At 35.9% G+C, this 14510-nt stretch carries 10 protein-coding genes and 1 other RNA gene; 9 read left to right on the forward strand and 2 right to left on the reverse strand.

What is annotated here, in order from left to right; all coding sequences use genetic code 11:
• The first annotated feature begins 107 nt into the window (after window positions 1-107).
• Entirely contained in the window at window positions 108-1160 is a 1053-nt protein-coding gene (locus tag ACFIQC_RS04475) for a DUF475 domain-containing protein (RefSeq protein WP_375706790.1), read from the forward strand.
• 450 nt (window positions 1161-1610) lie between these two features.
• Here the strand turns inward: ACFIQC_RS04475 and pncA are convergent, their stop codons facing one another.
• Both pncA and ACFIQC_RS04485 read right to left on the reverse strand, forming a co-directional pair.
• Complete coding sequence (gene pncA / locus ACFIQC_RS04480; RefSeq protein ID WP_375621374.1) at window positions 1611-2219, reverse strand: bifunctional nicotinamidase/pyrazinamidase; 609 nt, start codon at window positions 2217-2219, stop codon at window positions 1611-1613.
• 46 nt (window positions 2220-2265) lie between these two features.
• On the reverse strand, window positions 2266-2802 hold the full coding sequence (locus ACFIQC_RS04485; RefSeq protein WP_375611982.1) for a hypothetical protein: 537 nt from the start codon (window positions 2800-2802) through the stop codon (window positions 2266-2268).
• 160 nt (window positions 2803-2962) lie between these two features.
• Between ACFIQC_RS04485 and ettA the strand changes: the two genes are divergently transcribed.
• The 8 genes from ettA (at window position 2963) to ACFIQC_RS04525 (ending at window position 14503) form a co-directional block, all read left to right on the forward strand.
• Complete coding sequence (ettA, locus tag ACFIQC_RS04490) at window positions 2963-4612, forward strand: energy-dependent translational throttle protein EttA (RefSeq protein ID WP_375611983.1); 1650 nt, start codon at window positions 2963-2965, stop codon at window positions 4610-4612.
• A gap of 666 nt (window positions 4613-5278) precedes the next feature.
• On the forward strand, window positions 5279-6217 hold the full coding sequence (locus ACFIQC_RS04495; RefSeq protein WP_375621373.1) for an ArsR/SmtB family transcription factor: 939 nt from the start codon (window positions 5279-5281) through the stop codon (window positions 6215-6217).
• Window positions 6218-8374: 2157 nt separating this feature from the next.
• On the forward strand, window positions 8375-8752 hold the full coding sequence (locus ACFIQC_RS04500) for a hypothetical protein (protein WP_375613361.1): 378 nt from the start codon (window positions 8375-8377) through the stop codon (window positions 8750-8752).
• Window positions 8753-10113: 1361 nt separating this feature from the next.
• The gene (locus tag ACFIQC_RS04505) at window positions 10114-10623 is read left to right on the forward strand and encodes a lytic transglycosylase domain-containing protein (RefSeq protein ID WP_375613362.1); all 510 of its coding nucleotides are present in this window, start codon (window positions 10114-10116) and stop codon (window positions 10621-10623) included.
• 83 nt (window positions 10624-10706) lie between these two features.
• Window positions 10707-11097: RNase P RNA component class A (rnpB, locus tag ACFIQC_RS04510), an RNA gene on the forward strand.
• Window positions 11098-11361: 264 nt separating this feature from the next.
• The gene (gene rsmH, locus ACFIQC_RS04515) at window positions 11362-12360 is read left to right on the forward strand and encodes a 16S rRNA (cytosine(1402)-N(4))-methyltransferase RsmH (RefSeq protein ID WP_375611987.1); all 999 of its coding nucleotides are present in this window, start codon (window positions 11362-11364) and stop codon (window positions 12358-12360) included.
• Complete coding sequence (locus tag ACFIQC_RS04520; protein WP_375611988.1) at window positions 12357-12761, forward strand: hypothetical protein; 405 nt, start codon at window positions 12357-12359, stop codon at window positions 12759-12761. Before rsmH ends, ACFIQC_RS04520 begins: the two co-directional genes overlap by 4 nt.
• The gene (locus ACFIQC_RS04525; RefSeq protein ID WP_375706791.1) at window positions 12761-14503 is read left to right on the forward strand and encodes a peptidoglycan D,D-transpeptidase FtsI family protein; all 1743 of its coding nucleotides are present in this window, start codon (window positions 12761-12763) and stop codon (window positions 14501-14503) included. Before ACFIQC_RS04520 ends, ACFIQC_RS04525 begins: the two co-directional genes overlap by 1 nt.
• The last annotated feature ends 7 nt before the right edge of the window (window positions 14504-14510 follow it).

The following is a 14510-nucleotide window of genomic DNA, read 5'->3' on the forward strand; positions in this document are numbered from 1 at the left end:
ATTCTATACACCTCTGCATTAATAGATGCAACTTTAAAGAGATGCAAACTTTGGATTGGTACTGGGTGTGCTTAGATGAAGTAGAAAATAAACTTTGAGGAATGATCATGGCCCTATTACGCTATTTTGGGTTTGCTTTTTTTTTCACGATTATTGGTGTCTTTTTAGGAGGGGTTATTGGTTGGTTTGAAACGGAAAGTATTACTGGTTTTCTTAAATATTTTTTTATTTGCTTTGTTTTAGGAATTTTGGAAATTTCTTTATCTTTTGATAATTCTATTATCAATGCGCGTGTTCTTAGTAGAATGAGTCCATTGTGGCGTCGTCGTTTTCTTATATGGGGCATTTTGATAGCTGTATTTGGGATGAGAATTGTTTTTCCATTATTGGTGGTTGTCGTTGCTGTTGGGATTAATCCAATTGCGGCAGTCAAATTAGCGATATGGGAACCACATCGATATGCTGAAGTTTTAACCGATGCGCATATGGGGATTGCTGCTTTTGGAGGAACTTTCCTTATGATGGTTGGCTTAAAATATTTTTTTGATTCTGAAAAAGAAGTGCATTGGCTTAATATTATAGAGAGACCTGCTCAAAAGTTTGGGGCGCTTGTTGGAATTGATATTGCAATTGTTTTGATTTTGATCTTATTTGTTTCAGCTCAGATTGATGCAGAAAATAAAATAACTTTTTTATTGGCAGCACTTTATGGACTTTTGACCTTTATCGGTGTTGAAGTTGTCGGTCATCTCTTGGATACTCCTCAAAAGACTTTAACAACAGTAGCTCACGGGGGAGTAGGGGCGTTTCTTTATTTAGAAGTTCTTGATGCTAGTTTTTCTTTCGATGGCGTGGTTGGTGCTTTTGCCTTTTCACACAACCTTTTTATTATTGCGATAGGTCTTGGTATCGGAGCATTTTACGTTCGTTCTATGACAATTATGTTGGTTGAATCAGGAACATTATTGCATTATCGTTATTTAGAGCATGGTGCTTTTTATGCAATTCTAGTTCTTGCAGTGGTTATGTATCTGCAAACGATTATATCGGTTCCTGAAGTTTTAACAGGACTTGTGGGAGTCTGTATTATTGGAATGGCATTATATTCTTCGATTCGTTTTAAGCATCGTCAATTAGATAAACATGTTGTATCTAAGTAATGGAGATTTCTTCCTTTTTCACACTTTTGTTTATCGCATATCTTTGAATAGAAAGAGGTCTTTTATGCAAAATAAAATACTATTTTATTACTTATTTGCGTTTTTTTAAAGTTGAGTTCATTGCATGATACTACCCATGAAGCCAATAATGTACAATCTCTAGGATACTTTTTGACCTAAATATAAGATAGAAAGCTGATGTTATACTTTTTACCAGCTTTCAATATTATGACAAGCTCTTACATTTAATGGGTCATAAGAAGCATTCTTACTGTTTTTTTGAATGATTTATTCATACATTGATTCTCTTTGTAACGTGTAAAAGAATGTTTTTGAAACAGGTTTGAAATGAGAGAATTTACGATATTCTGGACTCTTACTTAAATATGTGCAAAATGATTTATCCTTTATAAATCAGTGTATTATAATGGTAGATTAGAGAAGGATATTTTAAGAGACCATTAAAAGTTCTATACCGGCTTCGTTCATTGTTTTAAGCATAGTGTTTAGTGATCCGTTTACATCAATACCAGCACAGGCATTTAATGAAACACTGACTTTAAAACCGCATTGTATAGCGTGAAGAGCAGAAAATCCGACACAAAAATCAGTTGCTAAGCCACACATAATGAGCTTAGTAAAACCATGTTCTTTGAGATAAACTTGTAAACCTGTTGGTGTTTTTTGATCATTTTCAAGAAAAGCAGAATAGCTATCCATTTTTTGATTATAGCCTTTTCTAAGGATAAGTTGTGCCTTTTCTGCTCTAAGAGATGGATGGAATTCTGCTCCTTGTGTTCCTCGTATGCAATGATCAGGCCAAAGTATTTGAGGACCATAGTCAAGAATGACTGTATCATAGGGCTTTTTTTCAGGATAACAGGAAGCAAAGCTGCAATGGTTTTTGGGATGCCAGTCTTGGGTTAAGATAACGTGGTCAAAATGATTTATGAGATTATTGACGGCGGGTAAAATAGCATCACCTTGAGGTACGGCAAGTGCTCCACCTAGTAAGAAGTCATTTTGAACATCAATAACGATTAAGGCTTTTTTTTCCATAAATATATTCCTATACGAGATGAGCTTTTATCGTATTTTTAAAAAGCTATATGTCGTCTTGAAGTTTTGAAATGATGTGCTGGATATTGATATTATTTTTATAATTATCAAGCCAAAAGAGGGGGATGGATAAGTTTTTACAATTGGTTTTATAGTTTTTTACGAATTGTAACCACGTACCAATGGGAAGTGCGCTGTAGTCATTTGTTGCTACGTGTTGATGCAAAGCTTTCATGATCATTGGGCTTGGGACGTCAGATCCCATAAGGCGGCGGTCGTTTTGTAAACGTAATTTAAGCCATATCAAGGCAAGGGGTGAAGTCCATTGCTTTCCGTAGCAAAAAATCGATGAAAAAAGAGAAGGATTTTTTACTGCGTAATATAAAGCCCATAAAGCGAGAAAAGAAGGCGCATAGAGAATTGCTTTTCTTTGTGGTATCATATTACATTGATAAGTCGGTTTAATACGATAAAAATACAATGTTATATCTGGTATGGAAAAGAGAGGCAATGTTTGATAACAGGTTTCAGGTACAGCTAAAAAGATTTGCTTTTTGCTCTTTAGGGGGATGTTTTTTTGCATTCAGGACCATACTGGGGCTTGTGAGATTAGAAAAAATGTACCAATATAAAGCGAAAGCTTTTGATACGACGTAAGTGCTATTTACTGTACAGTTTCAAAAAGCAAAAGCAGTTTTTTCAAAATCCTAATCTTTAATATCGCATAATATAAAGAGAAATTTATGGCACGTCAATTTATCTATCATATGGCTGGGCTTAACAAGTCTTACGGCAATAAAAAAGTTCTAGAAAATATTCATTTGTCTTTTTATCCAGATGCGAAGATCGGTATTTTAGGGCCGAATGGTGCAGGGAAGTCAACTATTTTACGTATTATGGCTGGGCTAGATAAGGAATATACGGGAGAAGCATGGATTTCTGAAGGAGCACGCTGTGGTTATCTACCACAAGAACCTTTGCTTGATGCGAGCAAAGATGTGCGTGGTAATGTGATGGAAGGTGTTGCAGATAAACAGGAAGTTCTTGAGCGTTATAACGAATTGATGATGAATTATAGCGAGGAAACGGCTGATGAAAGCGCACAGCTTCAGGACATTATTGACAGTCAGAATCTTTGGGATTTAGAAAGTCAAGTGGAAATGGCTATGGCTGCTCTTGGCTGTCCGCCAGCCGATGGGGATGTAACAAAACTTTCGGGTGGTGAGAAGCGGCGTGTTGCACTTTGTAAATTGCTTTTGTCAAAACCTGATTTATTACTTTTGGATGAACCGACAAACCATTTAGATGCTGAAACGACGGCTTGGCTTGAGAGGCATCTACGTGAATATCCTGGGGCTGTGCTTTTGATAACCCATGATCGTTATTTTCTCGACAATGTAACGGGTTGGATTTTAGAATTAGATCGCGGTAGAGGTATTCCTTATGAGGGGAACTATTCTGCTTATTTGGGGGCTAAAGCCAAGCGTTTGGCTCAGGAAGGCCGTGAAGAGGCAGCGCGTCAACGTGCTTTATCACGTGAGCAAGAATGGATTGCTTCTAGTCCAAAAGGGCGACAAGCAAAGTCAAAAGCTCGGATTAAGGCTTATGATGAGTTGGTTCAATCAGCACGTGAGCGCCGTCCTGGAGAGGCGCAAATCATTATTCCTATTGGAGAAAGATTAGGACAAGTTGTTATTGAGGTTGATAATCTCTCTAAAGCTTATGGTGAACGTGTATTGATTGATTCTCTTTCTTTTAAACTTCCTGCTGGTGGCATTGTCGGCGTTATTGGGGCCAATGGTATGGGAAAGTCGACCTTGTTTAAAATGTTGACGGGACAGGAAAAGCCCGATTCAGGTCAGATACGTATCGGTGAAACAGTTCACATGAGTTATGTGGATCAGAGTCGCGATTCCTTGGTGGGGGATAAAACTGTTTGGGAGGAAATTTCTGGTGGAAATGACATTATTAAATTAGGCAAATATGAGATGAATAGCCGCGCTTATTGCGGGGCTTTTAATTTCAAGGGGGCAGATCAGCAGCAGAAGGTGGCAAATTTATCAGGAGGGCAGCGCAATCGCGTACATTTGGCGAAACTTCTAAAAGAGGGGGGGAATGTGCTTCTTCTTGATGAACCGACAAATGATCTTGATACTGAAACATTGGGTGCATTGGAAGATGCATTGGAAAATTTCGCTGGTTGTGCAGTTATCATATCGCATGATCGTATGTTTCTTGATCGATTGGCAACACATATTTTAGCCTTTGAAGGTGATGGTCATGTAGAATGGTTTGAAGGTAATTTTGCTGAATATGAGGCTGATAAAGTTCGTCGTCTTGGGGCGGAATCTCTTAATCCTAAGCATGCAAATTATAAACCTCTTACACGCTAGAATTTTTTATCTTATCGCAACTTTGTTAGAATAATAGTGTATTTTATTGCGTTTGTTATTTCATAAATAAAGTGTGTGTGTACTCTGTGGGAGTTTTTATTCATTGAAAAGAGTAAGAGACACTTTATGAAATTATGACCTAAATAGGGTTATTTTACTCATGATATATAACCGGTTATTTTTTGTAAAACTGCAATGAAAAGGAGGGGATGAAGCGTATAGTATTACTTCTACAAATGCCTTGGTCATTGAGTATTATCATCTTTACTTAATAAAAATGCAAGCTGGCATTATCATGTTATTTTTTCTCAATAGTATGCAGTTCTTGTTTTGAGGTGGGCATAAAAGGCATTTTTATCCATCTGTCCCCTCCGTTTATGAGCTGTAAGAGAATGATTTGGATTGATTTATCATGAATAGATTTGAAATGAGGAAAATCTACGGTATTACGGTTTTTTATTCAAGTTAAAAATGAATTATTATTATAAATCAATGTATTCTCATTATAACGAGAAGCAGGGAGATAAGATCTGTTTGTTTTTTACATTAGCCTATTTTTTTCATAGTATGATAAAATAGAGAGAACAAAATAGATGAGAATATGCGTTGTATGCTTGACTTTTTTTCCTATAAACAAATGTTTATAGGAATGTTTAGGGGATAATTATGAAAAAAAGTGCAAGTTTAGATGCAATGATTGTGCTGCTGAAAGCGGTCGCAGAAGTAAGCCATTTACGTGTTCTTAGGCTCTTACATCATGAAGATTTAACAATTCCTGATTTTATTTTTATTCTTGATCAGTCGCAAGCGTGTATATCACGATATTTACGTTTATTGTACGAAGCACGATTGATTGAGCGTTATCAGAAGGGGGATAGCCTTTATTTTAAGCTTTGTCATGATTTTTGGGGTAAAGACATTGTGATGGGTATTCTTTCGGCTTTGCCAAAGAATGATGTGTTGTTAGCGCATGATTTAGAACGTTTGAAGGATGTTAAAAAGCAGCGTCAAAAAACGAGGAAGAAGCATTTCTTACAAAATGCGTTGCAACGGGATGTATTACGGTCATCCTATATGGCAGATCATCGTGTAGAAAACTCTTTACTTGAAATCATTGGCGATAAACCATTTCAGACGATGCTGAATATTGGAAGAGGTGGAGACTCTATCTTAAAATTGTTTTCTAATCTTTATACGCATGCGGTTCAAGTTGTGCTTGATAGCAATGTTTTTCACTTGTCTGTTGGAGATACAACTTTTGATTTAGTTATTCTTCATTGGGTTTTACATTTTCTTGAAAATCCTGAAATATTCCTTCATGAGATATCAAGTGTTTTGCGTCCTCATGGCCGTTTATTGATTGTGGATTTTGGTTATCATGAAATTGAGTCTTCATATTCTGATCAAGTGCATATGCGTTTTGGATTTTCGGCTTTACAAATAGAACAATGGCTTAAAAATGCGGGACTTGTTCTAGAACAAACGGTTTGTCTTACTCCTATACAAAATGAAAACAGTGAGGAGGGGATTGCTACGCTTTGGCTTGCTCATGATCCGCGTTTATTGGTTGACGATATCAAAGATAAACAAGTAGATTTTGCATAAATCGCGTTTGTTAACGTGCTTTATACTCTGATTTTTCTCAAGGAATAGCGTAGAGATAAAACTTTATTCAATCATTGATGAGCTATTGTTTTTTACATTTGTATTATGTTTTTATATGGAAGTATTGGTGTTTTATAGCGGCGTGTAGGCTGTATAATGAAGCACCTTCTATAGAGTTAAGCCTATGAGGATCATTATTTAAGGTGTCTTGATATTATATTTTATTAGCCAATACATTGATTTTAAAAGATCATTGATTTTTTTAGACTCAATAAGAGGTTTAAATACAGGAATGTTGTTTCATTTCAAATTTCCTGTTTCAGAATCCGAAAGAGTCTGTTTGTCTGCTACAAAAGAAGGTATTTATCTTAATGATACCGTTTGTAAAAGAAAATACATTTTCTAAATGTGAGAGCGGCTGCAATATGATATAATGCCGCACAATATAATCATAGTGAAGGCTCATACCTTTATAAATATCAGAGATGGTGGTGCCCAATAGATCTTAAAATATCTCTTTAAAACAGGTTTTTAGATAAGGAGTACCTTGGAACTTTTAGTGAGGGGTGCAAAGAGATGCTCTAAAAAGACGAAAAAGTAAAAGGGTAAGACAATGCATTATATTCATAAAATAAGATCGGCGATGATCTATGGATAGTTTGTGGCTGAAAGTAGGAAAGAAAAGCGTGATATTACACTAAAGTTTCGTATCTCTTTATCATGAGAAGTTATGAAGATTATTAAATAAGTCCATTGTTTTTGCCAAAAGTATTTTCTTTCTTTTTATGTTTGCCGCTCATCTTATGACGCAGTCCGTGGTTATAGCGTAAAATTGAGAGGGCACTATCGTCTTTAGTTTAAGTAAAAGTTGTAAGCCGGCATCATCGTTTTATGTTTTTTATCCATATGCTTCTTCTTGTTTGTGATGTGCGATAGTATGGCTATTCATTAATTCAATAGACGAAGATTGAAAATATGGGAATCTTACGTTCTTGAGGTTTCTCATGTAAATTGTAAAATGATGAGTTGTGATTGTAAATTAATGAATTGTTTACGTTAGAAGAACAGAATATAAAAATTTTTGAGCATAGAAACTACTGTGTGTATTATTTTACGGGATCATTTAAATGATAGAGATTAAGAGAAAATGTCTGCATTGATTTCGGTTTGTTATGTTAAAATGCGTTAGAGACTGTTGGTTATTGTAAAATGGTTTATCGTTATTTGGAATGACGATGGGGCGTGATTCGAAAAAAATACCTTCAGAGTTCTCATTTTCTCATAAGATTAAGCTGTTTAAGTTCCTCATTGATTGTTACATGAGGGATGTAACAATATTTTAATGATCATTTACAGAAATTTTTTATAAAGATAGATAAGATTTTATTTTCTCTAATTTATTGTTTTATTTAAATAATTCATAGCTTTCTTGCAAGAAGATGTTTTCCATTTTTTACGGTTATTTGTGTAAGATTTTAAAAATCTACGTTTTTCTTTTTGTGGTGATTGCTGTTGGAAAAGTGATTCTACTTTTACGTAGTTTGATTTTTATAGGGTGGATACGTAGAAATTACGGTTTTTTAATATGATCATCAGAGTTATGAAAGAAACTATTTAAAAGTTATAATGATCGTAGATTCTAATTGATGCTTATTGAAATAAAATTGCTTCAAATTGGGTCATTTTAAACTTTTTTTGCCTAAATTTAAACATTTTTAAATAATTTATAATTCTTTTATGTTTTTTTGCGTAGAAGATGATAAGAATTTCTTGTTGTTTAAAGAATTTTATTCCATAGCAAGAATATTGCATCGGCTATCTTAGTGGTTGATGTAAGAGGACAATCGGGGAACCTCCTCCCCCCCCCCCCCCGCGTGGATCCCCTAGATTGTCTGGCCTGACTGAGGATTTCCTCAGTCAGGCTTTTTGTAATTATTTTAGGAAATGTAAGGTGTTATTAGGGGGGGAGTGTAAGATCTGTTATTGTTTCGCCTATAGTACCTAAATACATAGAGGGGCGAGTCTTATTGGGCGGATAGTGTTAGCGTATTCATTTTTAATAATTTGATTTTTCTTTATTGAGGCATTGTTGCATGTTATAAGAAGAATCATAAAAGGAAGCTATGTTTGTATTCTGTGATCTTTAGGTAAGAGATAATGGGATCTTTTTCACATCGTATTATTTTTATTTTATTTGTATTTTTTATTTCTGGCGCTGTCTTTTTTGCTTCTCAAAGTAGTGCTGTTTATCAGTTTTTTTCCGGTCGCTCTTCTTTTTCTTCTCAGCAGCTTGATGTAACAGAGGAGGAGTTGTTAGAGAGATTATCCGTATCTTTTCCAGATATTATCAAGCATCTTTCTAAGATGACCCCTCAACAGCAGGAGTTGTTTATTGCGCAGCTGCGTCGTGATGTAATTGCGCTTGCTTCTAAAAGTGGTCAGAGTCGTGAGCAGGCTCAAAAATCTGGTGAAACTGTTGCTATGGCTCTCTCAAAAGCGATTTCTCGTCCTTCCGTTGCTAATGCTTATTTTTAGCTATTTTTTAATTGCGCTTTTGGGTTTTATTTTAAGGAGAAAGAGCTTTTCGTGAAATTTTGAAAAGTGCGAGGAGATAATCAATTTTTAAGGTATTAACAAAATTTATCTCTCAAAAGGTAAGCAATTGGAGTATAAGGGTAATGTTGCAATCATTACAGGAGTGATAGAAAGTCTATCAAGGGTATTGGTCCAAGTTAATTGCATTATCAATCGCTACAATGACAAAAGCAGTATTGATTATAATAAAACACGTTAACTGCATTTTATATGCCGGTTATTTTTTTATTTGATATGAGAAAATAAAATTTTTTAAAGGATTTAAGCTTTTTTTGTTCTACGGATTTTAGGATATTTATCCACTTGTATGATTTCTGAAAATGAGGTGCAAGACTGATAAGATGATAGTCTGTAACAAAGAAAAAATATTTGAATGAAGATGAGAGGTCTATTTTTATTTAAAAAGGCTTTGGGGGTATTGAGTTTTCTAACATTTTTCAAAAAAATAGACACAAGTAATTTTTAAGCTTTGTTGTAGGGATAAAAACGGATATAACTTTTTTAGTATATTGTTTTATAATGATAATTTATCATTTTATATTGAATGAGAATCTTAAGAATTGTAAAATCCTCTCATTTTAAATTTATCCATGGTGAAAAAATTAAAATCAGTTTCTTGTATACCACAAGTAGAGGCTTGTGTGGATAAAAACTCTTTTAAAAAGGAATTAAAAAGCTTCTTTGAGACATCTTGAGAGCTAAAAGTCTGTTCCAATATTTTGAATTGGTAAAGAGTATGATGGTTTTAATATATTTATGAATTTTTTATGCGCAATGATGGGGAGATTTGTTTTGTGATTTTTTGAGGTTTTATCGGACATAAAGAGTGCAGTGGGTGTTTATTAATCAGAGAGAAGCGTTGATAACGGTTTATATTTTTTGTGAACCTTTTTTGATATCGAGCATCTTCGGTAAAAAGATGCTCTTGTCTCTCTTTCTTTGAGGGATTGATCTCAATAAAAAAATTAATAATCTTATGTAAAAAATATTACATCTAGTTCAGATGCTATTTTTTTAATATAAAAATTGATTGATACAACAGTGATAGCCGCAAGTTATAGATTATATCATTTTATTTGATACGCTATAAGATTAATTATAGTCTTTTTATTTTTTTATTTTATGATATAGAGAAATCTGAGACTTGTGCATAAAGATATATTCTTTTATTTCATAATTTTAGCTTGAAATTGTCTTACTATTTCCTTTTTAAAGACGTTCTTTTGCTTTCTTTTTTGTATAATACATTTGCAAATTACTTGCGGCTAGAATTTGAGAATGTTTGAGTGAAGAGAAAGAAAATGCAATTTTTGAAAATCTTGTTAAATACAGCATGTGCTGTATTTTTTGTATTTGATATAAGTTGGACTCATAGTGTCTTAAATGTTGCGGAATCAGGAGAAACCTCAGTGATTGTTGCTTCTAAGATTTCTGCTCGTCCTTATGAGTTTCTTATTCAGAAACTTGCGAATAAATATAATGTTCCCGTTAATTTAGCACATGCTGTTGTAAAAGTTGAAAGTAATTATAAGGCAGGTATAAAGGGGGCTGCTGGCGAAATAGGTTTGATGCAAATTAAACCCTCTACGGCACGAGGGTTGGGCTTTAGTGGTTCTGTACAGGATTTGTACGATCCTGCGACCAATCTTGAATATGGTATGCGTTATTTGGCAAGGGCCTATAAACTCAGTGGTGGAAGTACGTGTGGTACAATCCTTAAATATAACGCAGGTCATGCTGCAAAAAAAATGAATTCCATTTCAGCGAAATATTGCGCAAAAGTAAAGACTTATCTGGCTTCATTAAAATAAAAACATCTGTTGAGAGAGGTTTGTCATAAAATATTTTAAGATGCTATTTTCACGGAGCAGAAAATGTTTTATAAACTAGTATGTCAGTCGGCTGGGCAGCCGCGCTTGTCTGATACTGAAATACGGCAGGTGAGGAAAGTCCGGGCTCCATGGAAAGACGGTGCCGGGTAACACCCGGCAGGGGTGACCCTAGGGAAAGTGCCACAGAAAGTAAACCGCCTATTTTTATAGGTAAGGGTGAAAGGGTGGAGTAAGAGCCCACCGCGCATTCAGTAATGAATGTGGCAAGGTAAACCCCACCGGGAGCAAGACCAAATAGAAATGACGTGCAAAATTTAATTTGCAGCCGATTTCCGGGCGAGTCATTCGGGTAGGTTGCACGAGGCGGATGGTAACATCCGTCCCAGATGAATGGTTGCCATGTAAAGTGTAAGCTTTACTCTACAGAACCCGGCTTATAGGCCGACTGATATTTCATGATGATACGCGATATTTTATAAGATCAATTATATATGGTCTTTTATGGAGTCTATGTGTTTGAAATAGACACTTGAGCAAAGAGTGTTTTAAAAAATTATAACATTTCTTTAAGTATAATGCGTTAGGATCTGTTTTGGGATAACTTTAGTTTTTTCGTTCATTGTGATTAATGTGAAAGTTGAAGGCTAGGTTATTCTAAGATCAGTTGCCATGAGAGAGCTGTTGATTTAAGACAGCATAACTTCAAGACGGATTATTTTGATAAAGCAGGATCAAAGAGCTGAACGCCATATTCCAGTGTTGTTACAGCCAGTTTTGGCTGGGCTTATGCCATTGGTTGGAGCAAAAGTGATTGATGGCACCTTTGGTGCTGGTGGTTATACGCGCGCTTTGTTAAAGGCAGGGGCACAGGTGATTGCTCTTGATCGTGATCCTTATGCTATCAGTGCAGGACAATCGCTTGTTGAAGAATTTTTTCCACGCCTTCGTTTGGTCCATATGGCGTTTTCACAGCTTGATCGTGTCGTTGAAGAGAAGGTGGATGCAGTTATTTTGGATATTGGTGTCTCTTCAATGCAGCTTGATGAAGCAGAAAGAGGTTTTTCTTTTCAAAAAGATGGTCCATTGGATATGCGAATGGCTCAGACTGGTTTTACAGCCAGCGATGTTGTCAATCATTTAAAAGCAAGGGATTTGGCACGTATTTTTAAGATATTAGGGGAAGAGCGTTATGCGGGGCGAATTGCAAGGATGATTGAAAAGCGTCGTGTTGTACAGCCTTTTTTGCGTACAGGTGATTTGGCGTATGCTATCGAAATGTTGATAGGACGTAAGCCGGGAGATCGTATTCATCCGGCAACACGTGTATTTCAGGCTCTTCGTATCTATGTTAATGATGAAATTGGTGAATTGGCATGTGGTTTATTTGCTGCTGAACGCGTTTTAAAAGCTGGAGGCCGTTTGGGGGTTGTCAGTTTTCATTCTCTTGAAGATCGTATGGTCAAAAGATTTTTTTCGGCTCGTTCTGGAGAATGTATGAGATCACGCTATCTGCCAGAAATAAAGGCTACTCCAGCAACATTTTTTCCTTTGTTTAGAGGTGGGATCACGGCAACTAAAGAGGAGTTACAGAAAAATCCTCGTTCACGTTCTGCGAGGTTGCGTATTGGTGTACGGACTGAAGCAGAGGCTCTTGCAGCAGATATGAAATTATTTGGTTTAGCAGAGATTGCCAGTTTTGAAGGCAGCAAAAAATGACAGTTTTTCGTACATTTGATATGATTTTAGTGTTGATTATGATTTGTATGGCAGGACTTACTTATAAGGTAAAATATGATGTTCAAAAGCGAATGAACGAAGTTCTTCATCTTGAGCATGAAATTGCTGCAGCAAAAAATACGGTAAGTTTGCTTCATGCTGAGTGGGCTGTGATGATAAGGCCTTCACGCATGCAAAAACTTGCGAAACGTTATCAGAAAGAACTTGGGTTAGAGGTTATACAGCCGCGTCAAATCGTGGAGTTTAAAGACATTCCGGTACGGGTACATGATCAAATTGAAGAAGTGATTAAACAAAATATCTTGGAAGATAATCAAGATATTTTGACAAATAATCGGGCTTCTCAGATCAATAGTGTTGTCCAAAAAGGCGCGCAGTAATGAAATCGACTTTTTTATTCTCACAGAAGAAAAAGCGCTTAAAGAATTCGTTGAATAATCATAATGTTTCTGTTCGTCGTCCCTATTCTAGTCGTCCACGTTTGCTTTTTTCGTTGTTCTGCTTTTTAATTTTATATGGCATCATGGGGGCTTGCCTTATTTCTTATGGGTTGGAAGGTGGACAGATTGAAGAAGCAAAAGGGCCTGGAGTTCTTCAATTGATGGCACGGCCTGATATCGTTGATCGTAATGGTCGTTTATTGGCAACAGATATTAAAACTTATTCACTTTTTGCTGAGCCACGACGTATTATTGATGTGGATGAAACAATTGAATTGCTCTCAACAGTTTTGCCTGATCTTAATTGGCAGGAAACCTATAAGCGCTTAAAAAGAAAAACTGGTTTTTCTTGGATACAGCGTGGGTTAACACCAATGCAGAAGACACAAATTATGGCTCTTGGTATACCAGGAATTGGTTTTCGGACTGAAATTCGTCGCTTTTATCCTGATGGACCTGTAACTTCCCATATTCTCGGCATGGTGAATGTTGATAATCAAGGCATTGCAGGTATGGAAAAATATATTGATGATGCGGGTTTGAGTGCTCTGCGTGCTGCTGGTCTTGCCATGGAAGAATCATTAAAACAAGTTCAGCTTTCGATTGATGTGCGTGTTCAGGCAATTGTTCATGATGAACTTATTCAGGCTATGAAGCGTTATAAGGCAATTGCTGCAGGAGCTGTTATTTTAAATATACATACGGGGGAAGTTTTGGCTTTGGCATCACTACCAGATTTTGATCCTGGAAATCCTATTGAAGCTTTAAAAAGTGATCGTCTCAATCGGATGACGGCAGGAGCTTTTGAAATGGGATCGATTATTAAAAGTTTTACGACCGCCATGGCACTTGATTCCAATATTTTTTATTTAAACAGTATTATTGATGCTTCAAAGCCAATAAAAGCAAGTAGTGGGTATACTATTCATGATTTTCATGGAAAAAATCGACCCTTAACGTTATGGGAGGTTTTTATTTATTCTTCTAATATTGGTTCTGCTAAAGAGGCATTGGCGATAGGGATTGATAAACATCGTGGTTTTTTACAAAAACTTGGATTACTGGATCGTCTCACAACAGAGTTGCCTGAAGTTGCCCACCCTATTGTGCCACATCATTGGAAGGATATACATTCTATGACGATTTCTTTTGGGCATGGTATGGCAACAACCCCCTTGCAAACAGCTGTCGGGGCTGCTGCTTTAATGAATGGTGGTTGGTTAATTGCTCCGACATTTTTAAAACGGACAAAAGAACAAACTCTGCACCATGCAAAACGGGTTTTGCAGGCTAAAACAAGTCAAAATATGCGTTACCTTTATCAATTAAATAGTGATATTGGTTCTGGACGTAATGCAAAAGTAGAAGGCTATCGTGTAGGTGGTAAGACAGGAACAGCTGAAAAAATTGAAAATGGAAAATATTCTAAAACAAAAAATTTCAATAGTTTTCTTGCTGCTTTTCCTATTGAGGATCCTGCTTATGTTGTTTTAACAATTATCGATGAACCAAAGCCCGCAGAGGGACAGCGTTCAGCAACAGCGGCGATGAATGCTGGACCAATGCTTGCTAATATTGTTCGTCGCACTGCTAGTTTTCTTGGTGTAAAACCCGATTTTAAAAAAGAATATGAGCCTCTTTTAAGTAAAAAGAGCAATTCAAGTTTCGTTAAACAACGGTAAAATAAAT

It is taken from the genome of Bartonella sp. AA126HLJHH (assembly GCF_042197425.1).
Lineage (GTDB): Bacteria > Pseudomonadota > Alphaproteobacteria > Rhizobiales > Rhizobiaceae > Bartonella.

Excerpts from the sequence above, each read along its gene's own strand:
- pncA (WP_375621374.1), bottom strand. The coding sequence starts at position 2,219 with ATGGAAAAAAAAGCCTTAATCGTTATTGATGTTCAAAATGACTTCTTA.
- ACFIQC_RS04520 (WP_375611988.1), top strand. The coding sequence starts at position 12,357 with ATGACAGTTTTTCGTACATTTGATATGATTTTAGTGTTGATTATGATT.
- ACFIQC_RS04525 (WP_375706791.1), top strand. The coding sequence starts at position 12,761 with ATGAAATCGACTTTTTTATTCTCACAGAAGAAAAAGCGCTTAAAGAAT.
- ACFIQC_RS04500 (WP_375613361.1), top strand. The coding sequence starts at position 8,375 with ATGGGATCTTTTTCACATCGTATTATTTTTATTTTATTTGTATTTTTT.
- ACFIQC_RS04495 (WP_375621373.1), top strand. The coding sequence starts at position 5,279 with ATGAAAAAAAGTGCAAGTTTAGATGCAATGATTGTGCTGCTGAAAGCG.
- ACFIQC_RS04505 (WP_375613362.1), top strand. The coding sequence starts at position 10,114 with ATGCAATTTTTGAAAATCTTGTTAAATACAGCATGTGCTGTATTTTTT.
- ACFIQC_RS04475 (WP_375706790.1), top strand. The coding sequence starts at position 108 with ATGGCCCTATTACGCTATTTTGGGTTTGCTTTTTTTTTCACGATTATT.
- ACFIQC_RS04485 (WP_375611982.1), bottom strand. The coding sequence starts at position 2,802 with ATGCAAAAAAACATCCCCCTAAAGAGCAAAAAGCAAATCTTTTTAGCT.
- ettA (WP_375611983.1), top strand. The coding sequence starts at position 2,963 with ATGGCACGTCAATTTATCTATCATATGGCTGGGCTTAACAAGTCTTAC.